Source organism: Micromonospora krabiensis (assembly GCF_900091425.1).
Taxonomy (GTDB): domain Bacteria; phylum Actinomycetota; class Actinomycetes; order Mycobacteriales; family Micromonosporaceae; genus Micromonospora; species Micromonospora krabiensis.
Genome location: NZ_LT598496.1, coordinates 2,471,984 through 2,490,952, shown reverse-complemented (window position 1 = coordinate 2,490,952; position 18,969 = coordinate 2,471,984). Strand labels below are relative to the sequence as shown.

20 protein-coding genes and 1 pseudogene are annotated in these 18,969 nt (G+C 74.2%); 12 read left to right on the top strand and 9 right to left on the bottom strand.

The genetic code is table 11. The features are described 5' to 3' along the window. Positions 1-7 precede the first annotated feature (7 nt). The 4 genes from GA0070620_RS11020 to GA0070620_RS11005 are packed head-to-tail and all read left to right on the top strand — an operon-like array spanning position 8 to position 4,080. A complete protein-coding gene (locus GA0070620_RS11020) occupies positions 8-1,462 on the top strand; it encodes a PfkB family carbohydrate kinase (RefSeq protein WP_091589773.1) in 1,455 nt (484 codons plus the stop codon). Continuing rightward, positions 1,459-2,160, top strand: coding sequence for an SDR family oxidoreductase (locus GA0070620_RS11015; RefSeq protein ID WP_091589772.1), 702 nt, complete (start codon positions 1,459-1,461; stop codon positions 2,158-2,160). Before GA0070620_RS11020 ends, GA0070620_RS11015 begins: the two co-directional genes overlap by 4 nt. Further along, positions 2,157-3,113, top strand: a complete 957-nt coding sequence (locus GA0070620_RS11010) for a glycosyltransferase family 9 protein (protein WP_091589771.1) — start codon at positions 2,157-2,159, stop codon at positions 3,111-3,113. The genes GA0070620_RS11015 and GA0070620_RS11010 overlap by 4 nt, the downstream gene beginning before the upstream one ends. Then, a complete protein-coding gene (locus GA0070620_RS11005) occupies positions 3,097-4,080 on the top strand; it encodes a DNA topoisomerase IB (protein ID WP_091589770.1) in 984 nt (327 codons plus the stop codon). The genes GA0070620_RS11010 and GA0070620_RS11005 overlap by 17 nt, the downstream gene beginning before the upstream one ends. A 52-nt stretch (positions 4,081-4,132) precedes the next feature. Here GA0070620_RS11005 and GA0070620_RS11000 read toward each other — a convergent pair whose 3' ends face one another. Further along, positions 4,133-4,897 (bottom strand): TetR/AcrR family transcriptional regulator, encoded by a 765-nt coding sequence (locus GA0070620_RS11000; RefSeq protein ID WP_231922326.1) that lies wholly within the window; start codon positions 4,895-4,897, stop codon positions 4,133-4,135. A gap of 79 nt (positions 4,898-4,976) precedes the next feature. On the opposite strand from GA0070620_RS11000, the pseudogene GA0070620_RS10995 reads away from it, so the two are divergent. Then, positions 4,977-6,470: pseudogene (locus GA0070620_RS10995) on the top strand (MFS transporter); the annotation flags it as partial. 220 nt (positions 6,471-6,690) lie between these two features. Here GA0070620_RS10995 and GA0070620_RS10990 read toward each other — a convergent pair. The 4 genes from GA0070620_RS10990 to GA0070620_RS10975 form a co-directional block, all read right to left on the bottom strand. Beyond that, a complete protein-coding gene (locus GA0070620_RS10990; protein WP_091589767.1) occupies positions 6,691-7,194 on the bottom strand; it encodes a hypothetical protein in 504 nt (167 codons plus the stop codon). Positions 7,195-7,268: 74 nt separating this feature from the next. Continuing rightward, complete coding sequence (locus GA0070620_RS10985) at positions 7,269-8,900, bottom strand: RecQ family ATP-dependent DNA helicase (RefSeq protein WP_091589766.1); 1,632 nt, start codon at positions 8,898-8,900, stop codon at positions 7,269-7,271. A gap of 163 nt (positions 8,901-9,063) precedes the next feature. Next, positions 9,064-9,513, bottom strand: a complete 450-nt coding sequence (locus GA0070620_RS10980) for a hypothetical protein (protein WP_157741589.1) — start codon at positions 9,511-9,513, stop codon at positions 9,064-9,066. Positions 9,514-9,605: 92 nt separating this feature from the next. Next, on the bottom strand, positions 9,606-10,148 hold the full coding sequence (locus GA0070620_RS10975; protein WP_157741588.1) for a hypothetical protein: 543 nt from the start codon (positions 10,146-10,148) through the stop codon (positions 9,606-9,608). 77 nt (positions 10,149-10,225) lie between these two features. Here GA0070620_RS10975 and GA0070620_RS10970 point away from each other — a divergent pair, with 77 nt between their 5' ends. Both GA0070620_RS10970 and GA0070620_RS10965 read left to right on the top strand, forming a co-directional pair. Then, a complete protein-coding gene (locus tag GA0070620_RS10970) occupies positions 10,226-10,717 on the top strand; it encodes a hypothetical protein (protein WP_091589763.1) in 492 nt (163 codons plus the stop codon). Between the two features lie 174 nt (positions 10,718-10,891). After that, positions 10,892-11,722, top strand: coding sequence for a hypothetical protein (locus tag GA0070620_RS10965; RefSeq protein WP_091589762.1), 831 nt, complete (start codon positions 10,892-10,894; stop codon positions 11,720-11,722). A gap of 45 nt (positions 11,723-11,767) precedes the next feature. On the opposite strand, the gene GA0070620_RS10960 is transcribed toward GA0070620_RS10965, so the two are convergent. Continuing rightward, positions 11,768-12,718, bottom strand: coding sequence for a TIGR03557 family F420-dependent LLM class oxidoreductase (locus GA0070620_RS10960; protein WP_091589761.1), 951 nt, complete (start codon positions 12,716-12,718; stop codon positions 11,768-11,770). Positions 12,719-12,799: 81 nt separating this feature from the next. Beyond that, a complete protein-coding gene (locus tag GA0070620_RS34005; protein ID WP_269456569.1) occupies positions 12,800-12,925 on the bottom strand; it encodes a hypothetical protein in 126 nt (41 codons plus the stop codon). A gap of 75 nt (positions 12,926-13,000) precedes the next feature. On the opposite strand from GA0070620_RS34005, the gene GA0070620_RS32635 reads away from it, so the two are divergent. Next, positions 13,001-13,147, top strand: a complete 147-nt coding sequence (locus GA0070620_RS32635; protein ID WP_157741587.1) for a hypothetical protein — start codon at positions 13,001-13,003, stop codon at positions 13,145-13,147. Beyond that, positions 13,144-14,649: a glycoside hydrolase family 3 protein gene (locus GA0070620_RS10955; RefSeq protein WP_091589760.1), complete on the top strand. Its 1,506-nt coding sequence runs from the start codon at positions 13,144-13,146 to the stop codon at positions 14,647-14,649. The genes GA0070620_RS32635 and GA0070620_RS10955 overlap by 4 nt, the downstream gene beginning before the upstream one ends. Before the next feature lie 15 nt (positions 14,650-14,664). On the opposite strand, the gene GA0070620_RS10950 is transcribed toward GA0070620_RS10955, so the two are convergent. Beyond that, positions 14,665-14,952, bottom strand: coding sequence for a GNAT family N-acetyltransferase (locus GA0070620_RS10950; protein WP_091589759.1), 288 nt, complete (start codon positions 14,950-14,952; stop codon positions 14,665-14,667). Between the two features lie 11 nt (positions 14,953-14,963). Continuing rightward, positions 14,964-16,175: a cysteine desulfurase-like protein gene (locus GA0070620_RS10945; RefSeq protein ID WP_091589758.1), complete on the bottom strand. Its 1,212-nt coding sequence runs from the start codon at positions 16,173-16,175 to the stop codon at positions 14,964-14,966. A 61-nt stretch (positions 16,176-16,236) separates the two neighbouring features. On the opposite strand from GA0070620_RS10945, the gene GA0070620_RS10940 reads away from it, so the two are divergent. The 3 genes from GA0070620_RS10940 to GA0070620_RS10930 all read left to right on the top strand — a co-directional run bounded on the left by GA0070620_RS10940 (position 16,237) and on the right by GA0070620_RS10930 (position 18,760). Then, positions 16,237-16,599 (top strand): hypothetical protein, encoded by a 363-nt coding sequence (locus GA0070620_RS10940; protein ID WP_091589757.1) that lies wholly within the window; start codon positions 16,237-16,239, stop codon positions 16,597-16,599. 60 nt (positions 16,600-16,659) lie between these two features. After that, a complete protein-coding gene (locus GA0070620_RS10935) occupies positions 16,660-17,481 on the top strand; it encodes a DUF1206 domain-containing protein (protein WP_091589756.1) in 822 nt (273 codons plus the stop codon). A gap of 82 nt (positions 17,482-17,563) precedes the next feature. Continuing rightward, a complete protein-coding gene (locus tag GA0070620_RS10930) occupies positions 17,564-18,760 on the top strand; it encodes a mechanosensitive ion channel family protein (RefSeq protein ID WP_091589755.1) in 1,197 nt (398 codons plus the stop codon). The last annotated feature ends 209 nt before the right edge of the window (positions 18,761-18,969 follow it).

Sequence of the window (18,969 nt, the reverse complement as noted above, 5' to 3'; positions counted from 1 at the left end):
GGGAAGCATGACGGGACCCGTGGTGGTGGTCGGTGACACCCTGCTCGACCGTGACGTGGAGGGGGTGGTCAACCGGCTCTGCCCGGATTCTCCGGTGCCCGTGCTCGACGAGACCGAGTACGTCGACCGGCCCGGTGGTGCCGGACTGGCCGCGGTCTTCGCCGCGGCCCAGGGTGCCGAGGTGGTGCTGGTCACCGCGCTCGCCGACGACGCGGGTGGGGCCCGGCTGAGCGCGCTGCTCACCGCGTCGGGCGTCCAGGTGTACGCGCTGCCGCTCGCCGGAGCGACGCCGGAGAAGATCCGGCTGCGGGCGCGCGGCCGCGTCCTGCTGCGCCACGACCGGGGTGGCCCCGCCGGTGAGCCCGGCGAGCCCAGCGAGGCCGTGCTGCGGGCCATCGCCAACGCGTCCGCCGTGCTGGTCAGCGACTACGGCCGGGGCGTCGCCCGGAAGCCGGCGCTGCGCGCCGCGCTGGCCGCGACCCGTGCTCCGGTGGTGTGGGATCCGCACCCGCGCGGGCCGGCCGTGGTGCCCGGGGTGCAGTTGGCCACCCCGAACGAGGCGGAGGCCCGCGAACTGGTGCCCGCCCTGCCCGGGGCGACCCGGCTGGCCAGCGCGTCGCGGAGCGCGCAGGGGCTGCGGCGACGGTGGCAGGCCGGTGCGGTGGCGGTGACCCTCGGGGCCGACGGGGCGCTGCTCTGCCACGCGGGGTCTACCCCGTTGGTGGTGCCCGCGCCGACCAGCGCCGAGGGCGACACCTGCGGCGCCGGGGACCGGTTCGCCGCGACCGCCAGCCTCGCCCTCGCCCGGGGCGCGCTGGTGTCCGAGGCGGTGCAGGAGGCGGTGGCCGAGGCGTCCGCCTACGTCGCCGGCGGGGGCGTGGCGACGGCGCTGCCGCCCCCGGCGCGGCCGGCGGTCAGCACGGTGGTCGGGTCGGCCGGCGAGCGGGTCGGGGTGGCCGCGGTGGCCGCGGTGCTCGCCGAGGTACGCGCGTCCGGTGGCACGGTGGTCGCCACCGGCGGGTGCTTCGACCTGCTGCACGCGGGTCACGTGGCGACGTTGCAGGCGGCCCGGAAGCTCGGGGACTGTCTCGTCGTCTGCCTGAACTCCGACGCGAGCGTGGCCGGGCTGAAGGGGCCCGGGCGCCCGGTCGTGCCGCAGGGTGACCGCGGTCGGCTGTTGGCCGCGCTGAGCTGCGTGGACGCCGTGATGATCTTCGACGAGCCGACCCCGGACGCGGCGCTGTCCTGGCTGCGACCGGACATCTGGGTGAAGGGCGGCGACTACGCCGGTGTCGGCGACGCCCCGGATCTGCCGGAGGCGGAGGTCCTCGGCCGGTGGGGCGGGAACACGGTGGTGGTGCCCTACCTGGACGGCCGCTCGACCACCGACATGATCGCCGCCGCCCGGGCGGGCGGCCAGCCCGCCAGCACGCCCGCGCCGACGGCGGAGCGGGCCCGGTGACCGGCGCGCCGCCCGGCGCCGGGCCGACGGTGCTGGTGACCGGTGGCTCCAGCGGCCTGGGCGCTGCGGTCGTCACCGCGGTGGCCCGCTCCGGCGGCCGTCCACTGGTGATCGACCGGCAGCCGCCCGGCGACGGGGTGCCCTGGGTGGAGTGCGACCTGGCCGACACGCGCGCCGCCGAGGCCGCCACCCGGCAACTCGCCGAACGCTCGGGTGGCCTCGACGCGGTGGTCACCGCCGCCGGCATGGACGTGCCGGGCCGGCTGGGTGACGTCCCGGCCGAGACCTGGGAGCGGATCGTCGCGGTGGACCTGCTCGCCACGGCGGCCGTCATCCGGGCGGCGCTGCCCTACCTGGAGAGCTCCCGGGGCGCCATCGTCACGGTCGCCTCGACGCTCGGCGTCAAGGCGGTCAGCGACGCGACCGCCTACTGCGCCGCGAAGTTCGGGGTGGTGGGCTTCACCCGGGCGCTCGCCGCCGAGCTGGCCGGACAGGTGGGTGTCACGCTGCTGATCCCCGGCGGGATGCGCACCGCGTTCTTCGACGAGCGCGACGCGCAGTACAAGCCCGGCCCCGACGCGGTCCTCAACGACCCGGCCGACACCGCCGCGGCGGTCATGTTCGCCCTCGCGCAGCCGCCCGGGTGCGCCGTGCGGGAGATGGTGGTCTGCGCGGCACAGGAGTCGTCCTACCCGTGATCCTCGTGCTGCGCGCCCTGGGCGTCGGCGACCTGGCCACCGCCGTGCCGGCGCTGCGTGGCCTGCGCGCCGCCTACCCGGACCGGCCGCTCACGCTGGCCGCCCCGGCCTGGCTGGCGCCGCTGGTGGGGCTGGTGGGCGGGGTCGACCGACTGCTCGACACGGCGGGACTGGGACCGGCCCGCTGGCCCGGCCCGGCCCCCGAGGTCGCGGTGAACCTGCACGGGAGCGGGCCCGGTTCGCACCGGATGCTCGCCGCCGCCCGACCCGGCCGGATACTCGCGTACGCCAATCCCGAGGCGGGCTTCACCGACGGGCCGGACTGGGACGAGGACGCGCACGAGGTGCGGCGCTGGTGCCGGCTGCTCGCCTGGTACGGCGTACCGGCCGACCCGGCCGACCTCGCGCTGCACCGCCCACCACAGGCCGGGATGCCGCCGGCGGCGACCGTGCTCCACCCCGGCTCGAAGATCGCCGCGAAGCGGTGGCCGGCCGAGCGGTTCGCCGCCCTCGCGCACCGGCTGGACCGGCAGGGGCACCGGGTGGTGGTCACCGGGTCGGCCGACGAACGCTCACTCGCGCACCGGGTGGCCGCCGCCGCCGGATTGCCGCCCGACGCCGTCCTCGCCGGCCGCACCCACCTGGGCGACGTGGCCGCGCTCGTCGCGTCCGCCCGGATGGTGGTGAGCGGGGACACCGGGGTGGCCCACCTGGCGACCGCGTACGGGACCCCCTCGGTGGTGCTCTTCGGGCCGGTGTCGCCGGCGCGGTGGGGGCCGCCCTCCGACCGGCCCCGACACCGGGTGCTGTGGGCGGGTGATCGGGGGGATTGGCCCAGGTGGGACGGGGTAGGAACGCACCCGACGTTGGCGGCGCTCGGGGTGGACGAGGTGTGCGCCGCGGTGGACGAGGTGGAACGGGTGGTGCGGGTCTCCGGTGCGGTTGCGGCGTAGTGATCCGGGCAGGCCGGGATACGGCCGGCGTCGGCGCGGCAAGGGTTGGCTCTTCGTCGGCCCGGACGGCGCGGCGGTCGGTGATCCCGAGGTCCTGGAGCGGCTGCGCGGCCTGGTGATCCCACCCGCCTGGCGCGACGTCTGGATCTGCCCGTATCCGAACGGACACATCCAGGCCACCGGGATCGACGCGGCGGGGCGCAAGCAGTACCTCTACCACCCGGCGTGGCGGGAGAAGCGGGACGAGGCGAAGTTCGACCACGTCCTGGAGGTGGCCCGGCGGCTGCCGACGCTGCGCGAGCGGGTCGGACGGGACCTCGACGGGCGGGGCCTGAACCGGGACCGGGTGCTCGCCACCGTGGCGCGGCTGCTCGACATGGGCATGTTCCGCGTGGGCAGCGACCAGTACGCGAACGGCGAGGAACCGACCTTCGGTGTGTCGACGCTGCGGCCGGAGCACGCCCGGTCACGGCGCGGCTGCGTGGTCTTCGAGTTCCCCGCGAAGGGCGGCATCGAGCAGGTACGCCGGATCGAGGACCCCGAGCTGTGCCGGGTGCTGACCAATCTGCGCCGACGACGGCGGCGGGCGGACCGGCTCTTCGGCTACTGGGACGGTCGGAGCTGGCGGGACGTCCGCGCCGACGAGGTCAACGACTACCTGCGCGACGCCAGCGGCGGGGAGATGACCGCCAAGGACTTCCGGACCTGGCACGCGACCGTGCGGGCGGCGACCGAGCTGGCCACGGTCGGGCTGGGCCGCTCGGCGACCGCGCGGAAGAGGGCGGTCGCCGCCGTCATGCGGGAGGTGGCCGAGCTGCTCGGGAACACGCCGACCGTGGCGCGTACGTCCTATGTGGACCCCCGGGTGGTCGATCTCTACCACGACGGCGTCCTGGTGAAGGTGGACCCGTCCGCGCCGCGCGAGGAGGCCGAGCGGGTGGTGCTGGAGCTGCTCGAAGACGCCTGACCGACGACGTGCCGGCGGCGGGTCGTGGCGGCGCGGTCAGGCCTCGGCGCGCTCAGGTGGCGGCGCGACGGACCACGAGCGCCTCGACGCCGTCCAGCAGCCGGTCCAGGCCGAAGACGAACTCGTCGTCGGGGCCGTCGTCGCGGTCAAGCACCCCGGCGTCGAGCACCGCGTGCAGCGCCGGGAAGCGGGCCCGGTCCGCCAGCCGGGCGACCAGCCGCCCGTACTCCGGCATGATCTCGTCGGGGCCACGACCGGACGCGGCGCTCGCGTCCTGGATCTGCACGGTGAGCAGCACCTCGTTGCGGACGTAGCCGGTGAGCAGCAGCATCACCGACATCTTCTCCGGCTCGGTCAGCCCGGTGCCGGCCAGGCAGCGCAGCCCGTCCTCCAGCCAACCGAGCGCGTGGGGGGTGAGCGGGGGGCCGCTGATCGGGATCCGCACCACCCAGGGGTGTCGGTGCAGTGCGGTGCGTTCGGCCCAGGCCCACCGGGCCAGTCCCGCCCGCCAGTGCGGCCCGGTCCCGCCCGGGCCGGGCGGCTCGCCGTACGCCGCGTCCACCATCAGCGTGAGCAGGTCGTCCTTGGCGCCGACGTACCGGTAGAGCGCCATGGTCGCGGCGCCCAACTCCTTGGCGACCCGGCTCATCGAGACGGCGGCCAGCCCGTCGGCGTCGGCGACGGCGACCGCGGCGGCCACGATCCCGGCCAGGGTCAACCCGGGGCGGGGTCCTCTGGGCGCGCGTCCGCGCACTCCCCAGGCGGCTTCGATGACCGGCGGCAGCGCGGCGGCGGTCTGGTCTGGTGTCGGCTCCACGATTCCTCCTTGCCGGCTCATCCTAGTTCTGCGTATGGTCTACGCAGATAAGCGTATGCCATACGCAGAAGGAGTGCTCATGACCTCGACGCCCCGCGCCGGACGCCGCGAGTGGATCGGCTTCAGCGTGCTGATGCTGCCCCTGCTCCTGGTCTCCATGGACGTCTCCGTGCTCTACTTCGCGGTCCCGTTCATCAGCGCCGAGCTGCGCCCCACCGGCACCCAGCAGCTCTGGATCTTCGACATCTACGGCTTCGTGCTCGCCGGACTGCTCATCACCATGGGCGCGCTCGGTGACCGGATCGGTCGGCGGAGGCTGCTGCTCTGCGGGGCGGTCGCCTTCGGCGCGGCCTCGGTCCTCGCCGCGTACGCCGACAGCGCCGCCACCCTCATCGCGGCCCGGGCGCTGCTCGGCGTGGGCGGTGCCACCCTGATGCCCAGCACGCTGGCGCTGGTGCGCAACATGTTCCACGACGAGAAGCAGCGCGGCACCGCCATCGCCATCTGGACCGCCGCGCTGACCGGCGGCATCGCGATCGGCCCCGTGCTCAGCGGGATCCTGCTCGAACACTTCTGGTGGGGCTCGGTCTTCCTGATCAACCTGCCGGCGATGGCGCTGCTGCTCCTGCTCGCGCCGGTGCTGGTCCCCGAGTTCCGCGACGTGGCCGCCGGCCGGTTCGACGTGCCCAGCGCCCTGCTCTCGCTCGCCGCGCTGCTCCCCGTCATCTACGGCGTCAAGGAGTTGGCCCGGGCGGGCTGGGCGACCGGACCGGGGCTGGCCATCGCCGCCGGGCTGCTGGTCGCCGTGGTCTTCGTCCGCCGGCAGCGCCGGCTCGCGTACCCGATGGTCGACCTCGCGCTGGTCCGGCGCCGCGCGGTCGGCGGGGCGATCGGGGTGAACCTGGTCGCGATGTTCGCCATGGTGGGCTTCGCCATCTTCACCACCCAGCACCTCCAGTCCGTGCTCGGGTTCAGCCCGCTGCGGGCGGCACTGTGGAGCCTGCTGCCGTCCGTCGTGGTCGGCGGGGTCGCACCCGCCGCGGCCGCCCTGGCCCGACGGATCGACCGGGCGTTCCTGATCGGCGCGGGCTTCGTCATCGCGGCCGTCGGTTTCGCGGTGCTCACCCGCGTGCCGGCCGACGACGGGCTGATGCCCCTGCTGCTCGGCGCCAGCGTCTACGCCGCCGGGCTGGTGGTGGTGATGTCACTGGTCACCGAGCTGGTGCTCGGCGCGGCGCCGCCGGAGCGGGCCGGGGTCGCGTCGGCGCTGACCGAGTCGAGCAGCGAACTCGGCGGTGCCCTCGGCATGGCCGTCCTCGGCAGCCTCGGCAACGCCGTCTACCGGCGGGAGGTGGCCGACGGGCTGCCCGGCGGGCTGCCCTCCGACGCGGTGGACTCGGTCCGGGAGACCCTGGGCGGCGCGCTCGCGGTCGCCGGCGGGCTGCCCACCGAGGCCGCGGTCGCCGTGCGGCACGCCGCCGTGGTCGCGTTCACCGACGGCCTGCACCTGGCGGCCGGCGCCGCCGGGGTCCTGATGCTGCTGGCCGCGGTAGCCGCCGTGACAACCCTCCGCGGCGTCCGCGTCCCCGTCGACGCGCCCCGGCCCGCGGACGCCCCCACCACGCCGCCCCACCAACTCCCCGCCCCAACCGCCCACTGACCGCCCCGCGCGCTCCCAGCCCCCCGCGATCTTGCAGTTCTGGCCCCGACAGAAGGGGCATATGCCGCAACCTGCGGGCCGGAACTGCAAGATCGCGCGGGCGCGGGCGCGGGTGCGGGTGCGGGGCGGCGGGTCAGTCGTTCAGGACCTGGGCCAGGCGGTCACGGAAGCGGCGCTCGGAGGGGCTGACCTGGTCACCGCCGAGACCCAGCAGGCCGCCGGTGGACGCGGCGCCCACCACGTGCTCGGCGATATCCACGAGCCAGTGCTTGTACGCCCCGGCCTCGCCCTCGTCGACGCGGGCGGCCAGCAGGGCGGCGGCCTCACCGGCCCGGGCGAGCACGTCGTCGATCATCGCCTGCGGGTCGGCGGGAGAGATGGCTGGCAACTCCTCGCCGGCCTCCGGGTCGCCGACCCGGGTGACGACCTCGCCGGCCACCGCGGCCACCAGCGGACTGGCCGACTCACGACCGGCGGAGATGGTCTCCAGGCCGGCTGCGTTCTCCGCCATGGTGCGACGGGTGCCGTCGGACTCGGCCGCGCTCGCCGCGGTCAGGACCGACTGCGGCAGCCCGACCAGCAGGCCCCACTCACCGTCGGAGAAGCCGAACCCGGTGTACGCCGGCTGTTCGATCACGGCAACGCCCCTTCCGCCTGTCTGTTTCTGCTCGTCGTCGGCGCACGCGGGTAGGCACGCGGCGCCCGCTCAGGCTAGTCCAGCGTCAGCAGGCCCTGTTCGGACACCACGCGCACGGACAGCGTCTTGTACCCCACCTCGTCGAACAGAACCGTCATCCGGTCCTCCTCGTAGTTGAGCACCAGCCCGGGGCCCCACTCCGGGTGCCGGACCTGGCTGTGCACGGGGAACGGCCCGACCGCACCGTTGTCCGCGACGCTCGTGCCGGCGTGGCAGTTGTCGCAGTGCCCGCAGACCGACGTCATCTGCTCGCCGAAGTAGGCGAGCAGGGTCTGTCCACGGCAGCCGGTGGTCTCGGCGAAGGCGCGCATCATGTCCGTACGGGAGCGCGTCACCGTCTGCTGACGTTCCGCCTCGGCCACCGCCGCCGCCGCGGCCTCGGCCGGCGCGGGGGAGTAGCGGGGCGACCCGATCCGCGCCTTCGCCCGCGGTTCGGCGGCGCCGACCTGCTCCAGCAGCGACAGGTACTGACCGAGCTTGCGGGGACCGAGCCCGGTCAGCTCGCGCAGCTCCTTCTTCGTGCTGGGCTTGCGCCGCAGCAGCGCCGCGAGGTCCCGCAGCTCCTCGGCGCGCGGCAGCCCACCGGTGAAGAAGCGTTGCAGGCCCACGTCCTCGGCCTGCCACAGGAGCAGGACGCGGGCCGGGGCACCGTCGCGGCCCGCGCGCCCGATCTCCTGGAAGTAGCTGTCCGGCGAGTCGGGCAGCGCCATGTGCACCACCCAGGCGATGTTGGGCTTGTCGATGCCCATCCCGAACGCCGAGGTCGCCACCATGATCGGCACCCGGTCGGCGAGGAACGCCTCGTGCAGCTCGGCGCGCGCCCCGGTCGGCATGCCACCGTGGTAGTACTGCGCGGGGAAACCGGCGTCGGTGAGCCGGGCGGCCAGCTCCTCGGCACTGCGCCGGGTGGGCACGTAGATGATGCCGGGCCGCTCGTCGTCGCGCAGCAGCGCCACCAGCCGCCGCCAGCGGTAGTCCTCCGTCGGGCAGAGTGCGACCTCGAGGAACAGGTTGGGTCGGTCCAGTCCGGACACCACGATCTCGGGGTCGCGCAGCCGCAGCCGGGCGACGATGTCGTCGCGTACCGGCGGGGACGCGGTGGCGGTCAGCGCCACCACGGGTGGCCGCCCGATCCCCTCGATCAGGTGGCCCAGGGCCAGGTAGTCCGGGCGGAAGTCGTGCCCCCACGCCGAGATGCAGTGCGCCTCGTCGATCGCGACCAGGGCCGGTTTCAGCGACCGGACCTCGGCCATCCGGTCGGGGTTGGCGAGCTGCTCCGGCGTGATGAAGAGGAACTCCGCCCGGCCGGCCCGGATCTCCTCGATCGCCTCCGCCTGTTGCGCGGCGGTCTCGTTCGAGCTGATCCGCACGGCCCGCAGCTCCGGTCGCTGGCGCTCGTTGAGCGCCGCGATCTGGTCCTGCTGGAGAGCGAGCAGCGGGGAGATCACCACGGTCGGGCCGGGGATCAGGCTGGCCGGGATCTGGTAGATCGCCGACTTGCCGGCGCCGGTGGGCAGCACCACCAGGGCGTCGCGTCGCTTCATGACCGACCGCATGGCGGCCAGTTGGTTGGGCCGCAGTCTGGTCCAGCCGAAGAGGCTCCGTGCCGCGCGGCGCAACGTCGTCGAATGCGTGGACAGCTTCATCGAGGCCCGGAGGTACCCACCCCCACACCCACCAAAACCGCCGCGTTGCCCGCCCCACCGTCCTTCCCCCGGCGATCTTGCAGTTGCCGCCCCGACGAACAGGGCGAAGTACCCTCCCCGTGGGCCGAAACTGCAAGATCGCGGGCGGGATGGCGCGGGTGGGTCAGTCGAAGATGTCGCCGCAGACCTGCCAGCCCGCGTCCTCTTCCAGATAGAGATCCACGGAGGTCGTCCGGCCGGTCCGGTCGGTCAGCTCCACCGTCACGAACGCGGCGGAGCCGGCCGGGTCGGCGAAGGCGGCGTGACCGAGGGTGTGGGAGGTGGGGCGGCCCAGACGCTCCACCTCGGCGGTGAATTCCGCGAGCGTGGTCCGCTCCTGGGCGGCCGGACACAGCGACCGGTAGGCGGCGACGTCGTCGTTCCGCTCCACCTGCTGCACGAACTGGTCGGCCACCGCGCGCGGCTGGTCGAGGTCGGGGCCGGCGTACAGCCAGAGCAGGAAGCCGCCGACCGGCAGCGCCATCAGCAGGAGCAGCAGTGCCCCACAGGCGCTGACGATGAGCCAGACGGTGCGCTTCGACATGGTCGGCGACTGCGGGGACGTGGGCGTCATGATTCGTGAGGCTAAGCGCGGCGAGTGATGGCCCGAACACGGTCGCGCCACGAATCGATCTCGATCACAGCACGCAGGCCCCGGTTCCGGTCTCAGTAGCCGTAGCGCGCGCGCAGATACACGGAACGGTCCGCGCCCTCCTCGTTCGCGACCACGTCGGCGGTCACCGGGCTCCCCGCGCGCTGGAACACCAGGTACGAGTCCGCGTCGAAGCTCCACCCGAAGGTGCCCGGCACGGACGAGGCGGGGAACGGAAAGGCGGCGTCGGTCGGCGTCATGACGGCGGGCTGCGTCGGCACCGCGCCGAAGCCGCCCAGGATGCGGTCGAGACAGTCCCGCGAGGTGGTGAAGTGCAGGTAGAGCTCGCCCATCGGTCCCGTCATGTCCTCCAGGTTCGCGTAGCGGAGGCCGTCGACGTCGCACGGCAGGCTCAGTTGGTAGTGCGGCAGGATGTCGTCCTCGAAATCGCCCCGGGTGACCCCGAAGATGCCGTCCGGGTGCCGGTACGGCCGTGGCCCCCAGAAGTGCGCCGGGGGATAGAGCGCCACCGCCAGCACAACCACCGCGAGCGCTGCCGCACCCCCGCGCCACCGCCGCGCGCGCTGCCACCACGCCATCCCCGTCGTCCCCGTCATGGCAGGCCACCTTATCGCCGAGTCGCCGGCACGGCAGCCCCACCGGCCGTCGCCCTATCCTGTGTCACACTCCGGACGTGCTCCGGTCCATAGAGATCACGACGGCCGTTGTCCTGACCGACTCGCCCTTTCACAACCTCCACTGGAGCGACAACCTGGAACTGAGCCTGGACTGCTTCATCTGCCAGCGCGGCGGCCGCACCACCACCTTCGTCCTGGGCGCGGAACGGGCTGTCTGCTCCGGCGACGACCACACCGCTGAGCACTACACGGCCGCGCGCATCGTCGCCTTCGACCACACCCAGGAGAGACAGCGACGCAGCCTCCGAGCCGTTGTCGACTACTGGTGGGCGCCCTTCCACGACGCGAAGCGGGATCAGCCCGCCACCGCTCTCACCACGACTCCCTGGGTCCGTCACCACCTCGGCTACTACTGCCCCGACCAGCAGAAGTCAGGTCGGTTCGACATCCAGACGAATGAGATCCGCCCGGTCTCCAACTCGTGTGAGCACTGCGCGTTGCCCCTCGTCGAGAGCCGGGAAGCGCCCCGCATCCGGTCGCTGACGTAGGGTCGGGCGGCGACGTGCGGCAGCGCGACGCGGCCTCTCGCGCCGAGGGCGCCCGACGTCGTGCGGGCACCTGGGGCGGATCGCCCGTCGGTACCATCCGTTCAGGGCTCCGGCGGGCACCCACGGTCCGTTCGTGGGCCTCGCCGGCGGCGGGCTCGGAGAGGCGGATCGATCATGGGTGCGGACGCCGAGATCTTCCTGTTCGACCACGACCGCTACCGGGACCAGGTGGTGCCGGCGTTGACCGAGCTGCTGCGCACCGGAACGGTCGTGCCGTGGCTCGACGCCGTGTTCGCGTCCGCGACCCCGATGGGCGAGTACGGCTACGACGTCCTCTGGCGTCGGTTGGCCGAGCGACTGCGCGAGCAGCCCGTGGACGTCGCTCGTGACTGGCCGTGGCTCGGCTCCGACCTGCGCTACGTCGGCGCGCGGCCGCGTCGGCGGGCGCTCGGTCGGCACGTGGGCCGCCCGTCGGGCGATGACGACGGGCGCGGGTCGGGTCGGTTGCCGCGGGCCGGCGAGCCGGTGGTCGTCGAGGAGTTGAACGCCCTCCACGAGGCGCTCGTGGCGCTGTACTGCCTCGGTCCGGGGCAGTTCCTCGGCCGTTCCGTGACCCCGGACTTCTACCTTCCGGTCCTTGACGGCCAGGGGGTTGGCGCCGGAGACCCCGTGCGGGGCCTGCTCGCCGCGTTGAGCACCCGCGGCGCGGTGCTGGGCGACCAGTTCGGCGTCACGGAGGGCATCCACGGTTGGCTGGACGTCCCCGAGACCGCCGAACTGGCCGTCCGCCTCGGCCGCCTCGACCTGCCCCGCTACGAGCCGACTCTCGCCGCGATGGCCGACCACGCGAAGCGTGGCGGCTACCCGCCGGGCGAGTGGCGCGAGATGAGCCTGTCGTTCGTACGCACCATGGCGACGATCGCCGCCGACGACGGCCGAGCGGTGCTGTGGGGCAACGACGTGTCCCCCGACACCTGGCGCGGGGTTCTCGGCGCGGTCGCGTGACCGGCGGCTGTGGGTCGGGTCGGCCGCGCCCCCACCTGACCCCGGTCACCCGAGGCGGGGGAGGATCTCTCGCTGGTAGAGGTCGAACAGGCCCTGGGTGTTCGGCCCGGTGTTGGCCACGTAGATCTCGTCGAAGCCGGCCTTGGCGTACTGGTCGATCATCTCCAGGTGCGCCTCCGCGCTGTTGCCGCAGACGAAGGCCTCCTTCATCATCTCCGGCTTGACCAGCTGCGCGGCCTGCTCGAAGTGGCGCGGCGACGGCAGCACCTGGGACAGCTCGCCCGGCACGCCCGCGTTCGGCCACCGCTCGTACGCGATCCGCATGCCCTCGTCCTCGCTGTCGGCGTACGCGGCCTTGAAGCCGGCCTGGCACGGCTTGTCGCCGCCCCCGCCGTCGCGGAACCGCTGGACCAGGTCGGCGTCGGGCATGGTGCTGACGTATCCGTCGCCGATGCGGGCGGCCAGGTCGACGGCCTTCGGGCCGAACCCGGAGACGTAGATGGGCGGCGGGGTGTCGGGCAGCGTGTAGATGCGGGCGTGCTCGACGGTGTAGTGCCGGCCGTGGTGGTTGACGAAGTCGCCCTTCCACAGCTCGCGCATCACCTCGACGGCCTCCGCCAGCATCTCCAGCCGGACGTCGGTCTGCGGCCAGGCGTCGCCGAAGATGTGCTCGTTGAGGGCCTCGCCGCTGCCGACGCCGAGCACGAACCGGCCCTCGTGCAGAACGGCGCTGGTCGCGGCGGCCTGGGCGATCACCGCCGGGTGGATCCGGACGGTGGGGCAGGTGACCGCGGTGGTCACCGGCAGCCGACAGACCTGGCTGAGCGCGCCGATCGTCGACCAGACGAAGGGGCTCTGCCCCTGGGCGTCCACCCAGGGGTGGTAGTGGTCGGAGATCCACAGGGCCTGGAAGCCGGCCCGTTCGGCGCCGCGCGCCTGCTCCAGCAGCTCGGCCGGCGTGTACTCCTCACTGGACAGGAAGTATCCGATCTTCATGGCGCTCCCTCGCGACGTGTACCGGGGTAAACGAGGCAAGCGGTACCCCGGCCACCGCCGGCCACACCCGGCGAGGGGTCGTCAGCGTCGGCGGAACATCGCGCGGATGGCCGCGAGCAGCAGGAGGCCGCCCACCACCAGCCCGAGCAGGCGTACGCCGGGGATGTCGGCGGGGCTGGTCGCGTCGGCGAGAGGGGTCGGGTCCATGCCCGCACTCTGCCCACCGGCGGCCCGTCCCGGCAACTGTAAGGTTTATTGACTATTTGATCGGACGGTGTGACCATGGCAGCACCGCCCGCCCGGGCGGGCCGCCAGGCGCGGGAGAACGTGGGGTACGGGGGCCGCATGAGCGAGCGCAACCAGGGAACCGTCGGCCGGCGTTCGCCGGCGGCGGTCGACGTCGCCGACCGGCGGGAGACGGCGGCATGACGGTCCCCGCGCCACACCTGGCCGCTCTCGCGACGGCCGTCCTCCAGCCCGGCTTCGTCGGCACCACCCCGCCGCCCTGGGTCTGCCGGTGGCTCGGCGAAGGCCTCGGCTCGGTGGTGTTGTTCGCCCGCAACGTCGTCGACCCCGAGCAGGTCGCCGGGCTCACCGCGACCCTGCGGGCCGAGCGCCCCGACGTCATCGTCGCGATCGACGAGGAGGCCGGCGACGTCACCCGCATCGAGTCCCGCCGGGGCAGCTCGCGGCCGGGCAACTTCGCCCTCGGCGCCGTCGACGACCCGGCGCTGACCGAGGCGGTCGCCCGCGACCTGGGCGCCGACCTCGCCGCGCTCGGTGTCACGCTCGACTACGCGCCGGACGCGGACGTCAACTCCAACCCGGCCAACCCGGTCATCGGGGTACGCGCCTTCGGCGCCGACCCGGCCCTCGTGGCCCGCCACACGGCCGCCTGGGTGCGCGGGCTCCAGTCCGGCGGGGTGGCCGCCTGCGCCAAGCACTTCCCGGGCCACGGCGACACCCGGGTCGACTCGCACCACGACCTGCCGGTGATCGGTGGCGACCGGGACCGGCTGGACGCCGTCGAGCTGGCCCCGTTCCGTGCCGCCGTCGCCGCCGGCGTCCAGGCGGTGATGACCGGTCACCTGTTGGTCCCGGCGCTGGACCGCGAGCTGCCGGCCACGATGAGCCCGCCGGTCCTCGGCGAGCTGCTCCGCGACGAGTTGGGCTTCAGCGGCGTGGTGGTCACCGACGCGGTGGAGATGCGGGCGGTCACCGGGCGCTTCGGGTTCGCCGGCGCGGCGGTCCGCGCCCTCGCCGCCGGCGCCGACGCGATCTGCATCGGCGGCGAGCGGGCCGCCGAGGAGGACGCCCGGGAGTTGCGGGACGCCATCGTGGCCGCGGTCGTCGCCGGTGAGCTGCCCGAGGAGCGGCTCACCGAGGCGGCCAAGCGGGTCGGCCAGCTCGCCGCCTGGAGCGTGGCGGCCCGGGCCGAGCGTCCGGCCGCCCCGGGTCTCCCGGCCGACACCTCGGCCGTCGGGCTCGCCGCAGCCCGTCGCGCCGTGCGGGTCACCACCGCCCCGGGCGCCACGGCGCGCCTTCCGCTGACCGGGCCGGCGCACGTGGTGGAGTTCGAGCCGCCGCGCAACATCGCCATCGGGGCGGAGACCCCCTGGGGGATCGGCGCCCCCCTGACCGACCTGCTCCCCGGCACCACCGTCCGCCGGTACGCCGAGCCGGACGTGCCGGCCGACCCCACCGCCGGAGCCGACGGGCGGCCGGTGGTGCTGGTCGTCCGCGACCTGCACCGGCACGACTGGATGCGGGCCGCGCTGACCCGGGCGTTGGCCGTGCGGCCGGACGCCGTCGTCGTCGAGCTGGGCGTGCCGGAGCTGGTCGCCGGGCCGGTGCACGTCGCCACGCACGGCGCGACCCGGGCCTGCGCGCGGGCCGCCGCCGAACTGCTCGCCGGCCGGCTCCGGCCCTGATCGGAAGGTCCCCGGTCAGGGCTGGTCGGCGACCAGGGGCGCGTACTCGGGGTGGCGCTCGACGAACGCGGCCATGAACCGGCACTGCGGCACGATCTGGCCGCCCCGGGCGCGGACCTGGTCGAGGGTCTCCCGGACCAGGGTGGCGCCCACCCCCATGTTCTGGAACCGGGGGTCCACCTCGGTGTGCGTGAAGACCAGCACGTCGCCCACGGGCTCGTACGCGCTGAACCCGGCCAGCGCGTCGTCGACCAGGATCTCGAACCGGTGCTGCGCGGGGTTGTCCTCGACCAGGCTGCTCACCCGCTCATTGTCTACGCCCGATCGGCCAGCCGGTCGAGTTCGGCGAGCAACCGGTCCACCTCGTCCGCGGTGTTGTAGTGGTAGATGCTCGCCCGCACCGCGCCGCCGGTGTCCCGCAGGCCCATCGCCGTGAAGTACTCGTAGGCGTAGTAGTCGCCGGCGGTGAGGCAGAAACCCGCCTCGCCCAGCGCCGCCTGGGTCTGCGCCGGGGACGTCCCGGCGACCCGGAACGAGACGGTGGGCCAACGTCGGGCGGGGGAGCCGTAGACGGTGATCGCGGGCCGGTCGGCGAGCCCGGCGAGCAGGCGGTCCAGCAGCGCCTCCTCGTGCGCCTGCGCGGCGGCGAGGCCGGCCCGCAGCCGGGAGCGCCGGTCACCGGTCGCGTCCGGGTCCAGCCCGGCCAGGTGGTCGACGGCCGCGGTCACCCCGGCGAGCAGCGGGAAGCTCGGCGTGCCGTACTCGAAACGCTCGGGCACCGCGTCGGAGGAGGGGATCAGCTTCGCCGGGCGCAGCTCGGCCCAGCGGGCCGGGTCGGCCACCATCGCGGCCAGGTGCGGCCCCGACCACTTGTACGCGCTGGTGACCAGCACGTCCGCACCCAACGTTTCCAGGTCGGTCGGCGCGTGCGGCACCGCGTGCACCCCGTCCACGACGACCAGCGCGCCGACTGCGTGGGCGGTCTTGGCGATCGCGGGCACGTCCGGGACGGTGCCGATCGCGTTGCTGCCGGCGGTCACCGCCACCAGCCGGGTCCGCTCGGTGACCAGGTCGGCGTACTGGCCGGTGGGCAGCTCACCGGTGGCGCGGTCGAACTCGGCCCACCGTACGGTCGCCCCGGCCGCCTCGGCGGCCTGCACCCACGGCCGCACGTTGGCGTCGTGGTCCAGTCGGGAGAGCACCACCTCGTCGCCGGGGCGCCAGCCGGTGCCCACGGTGCGGGCCAGGGTGTAGAGCAGCGCCGTCGCGCTCGGGCCGAGCACCACGCCGCCGGGGTCGCCGCCGACCAGATCCGCCACCGCCGACCGGGCCGCGGCGACCTGCTCCAGCGACCGTCGGCCCGGCGTGAACGCCGTGCTGCGGTTGCCGGCCGCGGCGCGCATCGCCCCGGCGACCGCGTCGGCCACCGACCCGGCGGTCTGGGTGCCCCCGGCACCGTCGAAGTGGACGAATCCCTCGCTCAGGGCGGGGTAGGCGGCGCGGACCCGGGTGATGTCGAACGGCATGGCGCGACCCTAACGCGCCGGGGGAACGGCCGGTTCGCGGGCGTCTCGTACCCTTGTCGGGGTGACTCACCGACCCGGTAACTCCCCGCTGACCCCCACCCGCCGCGCCGCCGGCCTGTTGGCCGGCCTGGCGCTCGGCGTCGCCCTGCTGGCCGGTTGCAGCTCCGAGGGCGCCGACACCGACTGCAGCATCGCCGGCTCCTGCACCGTCACCTTCCAGCGCGGCGTGGACGCCAGCGCCAGCATCCTGGGGGTCGACGCGAAGCTCGTCGGCGTCCAGGGCGACCAGGTGACCGTCGAGGTGGCCGGCGAGCAGGTCACCCTGCTCGCGGGCCAGCAGGCCGCCGAGGTGGGCGGCCTCGCCGTGACCCTGGACAGCGTCACCGACCAGGAGATCAAGATCCGGGTCTCGCAGGGCGGCTGACCGGTCGGCGGTGGTGGCTCCGACGTTTGGGAATCTCCGCATTCGGAGATAGGTGGCACCATGTCACTCACCCGGAACGCTGGAGCCACCGCCGCCCGCACGGCCGACAGTCGGTGGCTGGAACTTCTCGCCCGGGCCGGCTTCATCGGCTACGGGATCGTGCACCTCCTGTTCGCCTGGCTCGCGCTGCAGATCGCGTTCGGGAACTCCGCCGACGCCGGTGACCAGTCCGGCGCGCTGCGCACCCTGGCCGCCCAGCCACTGGGCAAGTTCCTCGTCATCGCGACGGCCGTCGGCCTGGTCGCGATGGCGATCTGGCAGGCGCTGGAGGCGGCCGTCGGTCACCGCGCCGAGCGGGGCGGGGAGCGGACGTGGGAACGCGTCGCGTCCGCCGGGCGCACCCTCGTCTACCTCTACTTCGCCTGGACCGCCTACAAGGTCTTCTCCGACGCCAAGTCGAACTCCGCCGACCAGCAGGAGGCGCTCACCGGCCAGGCCATGCACTCCTCCGGTGGTCGCTGGCTGGTCGGCCTGGCCGGCCTGGTGCTCGCCGCGATCGGCGTCGGACTGGTCGTCTACGGGCTGGTCAAGCGCTTCGAGAAGCACCTGAAGACCGCCGAGATGAGCCCGCGCACGCGCCGGCTCTCCCGCCGCCTGGGCATCGCCGGTTACGTCGCCAAGGGCGTCGCGTACGGCGTCGCGGGCGTGCTGGTCATCGTGGCCGCGGTGACGTACGACCCGGAGAAGGCGCGCGGGCTCGACGCCGCGCTGCGGACGCTGCGCGAGCAGTCCTACGGCAGCCTGCTGCTCACCCTCGTCGCCCTCGGCATCGCCGCCTTCGGCGTGTTCTGCTTCCTCCAGTCCCGGTACCGCAAGGTCTGAAGCTGGTCGATACCGGATACACCGGGCACCATGGGGCCCTTGCCCGAGACCCCGTCGTGCCCGGCCCGGAGGGAGCAAGTCCGTGCGGAACCATCTGGAGACGACCGTCGTCGCGCTGGTCGCGGCGGCGGTCGCCCTGTTCGTCGTCGCCGTGGTCCACCGGGTGACCCGGCGACTCGGCCGCCGTTCGCGGCTGATGACCGAGCTCACCGACCACGCCCACCGCCCGTTCCGGGTGGCGGCCACCGTGCTGGCGATCCAGTTCGCGGTCCGGTTCAGCACCGGCTACGGGGTCGGCACCCACTGGCGGCAGCTCCTGCTGCACCTGCTGGTGCTCGCCGTCATCGCCAGCGTCGCCTGGCTGGTGGCCGCGCTGCTCGTGGTCGTCGAGGACACGGCGCTGGCCCGGTTCCGGGTCGACGTGCCCGACAACCGGCACGCCCGCCGGGTGCGTACGCAGGTGGTGATGCTGCGTCGGCTGACCATCGCCGTGATCGTGATCCTGGCGCTCGGGGTCATGCTGATGACGTTCCCCGCCGTCCGCGGCGTCGGCGCCGGTGTGCTGACCAGCGCCGGTGTCGTCGGTGTGGTGGCCGCCCTGGCCGCGCAGAGCCTGCTCGGCAACGTCTTCGCCGGCCTGCAACTGGCCTTCAGCGACGCGGTGCGGCTGGACGACGTGGTGGTCGTCGAGGGGGAGTGGGGCCGCATCGAGGAGCTGACCCTCAGCTACGTGGTGGTGCAGATCTGGGACGACCGGCGGCTCATCCTGCCGACGTCGTACTTCACCAGCAAGCCCTTCCAGAACTGGACGCGCACCGAGGCGGCGGTGCTCGGCACCGCCGAGTTCGACGTCGACTGGTCCGTGCCGGTGCAGGCGATGCGGGAGGAGCTGCGACGTCTGGTGGAGAGCAGCGACCTGTGGGACGGCCGGGTCTGCGTCCTGCAGGTGACCGACGCGACCGGCGGCACCGTCCGGGTCCGCGCGCTGGTCAGTGCCGCCGACGCGGGCAGCCTGTGGGACCTGCGCTGCCTCGTGCGCGAACACCTCGTCGCCTGGGTACGCGACCAGCGCCCGGTGGCGATGCCCCGGGTCCGCACCGAGCTGGGCGACGCCGACAGCCGCCTGCCCTGGCAGTGGGTGCAGCCCCGGCGGGCGACCGCCCGGCTGGCCGACGGCGAGGTGCCGGACGACGCCCGGCTCTTCGGCGGCAGCGACGACGGGGACGCCCGCAGCGAGGCCTTCGTCGGCCCGGACGAAACCGCCGAGGCCCGCCGCTGACCGCGTCACGTGTCCTCGCGGCCGATGTCGGCGTTTGTCGTGCGGGGGCACGGGCGTGGCGGTGGGGCTCCGGCCCGTCTCCTCGACACGTTCGCCCGTTCCGGGAGGTTTGACGAGCCGGTTGCGGGGGACCTGCTGCCGGACGTCTCTGCACGCATCCGGCAGGCCACGCACAGGATTGACGAGCGGCGACTCCGGGCATACAGCGC

Excerpts from the sequence above, each read along its gene's own strand:
- GA0070620_RS10960 (WP_091589761.1), bottom strand. The coding sequence starts at position 12,718 with ATGAAGATCGGATACTTCCTGTCCAGTGAGGAGTACACGCCGGCCGAG.
- GA0070620_RS10980 (WP_157741589.1), bottom strand. The coding sequence starts at position 9,513 with ATGACGCCCACGTCCCCGCAGTCGCCGACCATGTCGAAGCGCACCGTC.
- GA0070620_RS10945 (WP_091589758.1), bottom strand. The coding sequence starts at position 16,175 with ATGCCGTTCGACATCACCCGGGTCCGCGCCGCCTACCCCGCCCTGAGC.
- GA0070620_RS10985 (WP_091589766.1), bottom strand. The coding sequence starts at position 8,900 with ATGAAGCTGTCCACGCATTCGACGACGTTGCGCCGCGCGGCACGGAGC.
- GA0070620_RS10965 (WP_091589762.1), top strand. The coding sequence starts at position 10,892 with ATGGGTGCGGACGCCGAGATCTTCCTGTTCGACCACGACCGCTACCGG.
- GA0070620_RS10975 (WP_157741588.1), bottom strand. The coding sequence starts at position 10,148 with ATGACGGGGACGACGGGGATGGCGTGGTGGCAGCGCGCGCGGCGGTGG.
- GA0070620_RS10955 (WP_091589760.1), top strand. The coding sequence starts at position 13,144 with ATGACGGTCCCCGCGCCACACCTGGCCGCTCTCGCGACGGCCGTCCTC.
- GA0070620_RS34005 (WP_269456569.1), bottom strand. The coding sequence starts at position 12,925 with ATGGACCCGACCCCTCTCGCCGACGCGACCAGCCCCGCCGACATCCCC.
- GA0070620_RS32635 (WP_157741587.1), top strand. The coding sequence starts at position 13,001 with ATGGCAGCACCGCCCGCCCGGGCGGGCCGCCAGGCGCGGGAGAACGTG.
- GA0070620_RS10935 (WP_091589756.1), top strand. The coding sequence starts at position 16,660 with ATGTCACTCACCCGGAACGCTGGAGCCACCGCCGCCCGCACGGCCGAC.
- GA0070620_RS11020 (WP_091589773.1), top strand. The coding sequence starts at position 8 with ATGACGGGACCCGTGGTGGTGGTCGGTGACACCCTGCTCGACCGTGAC.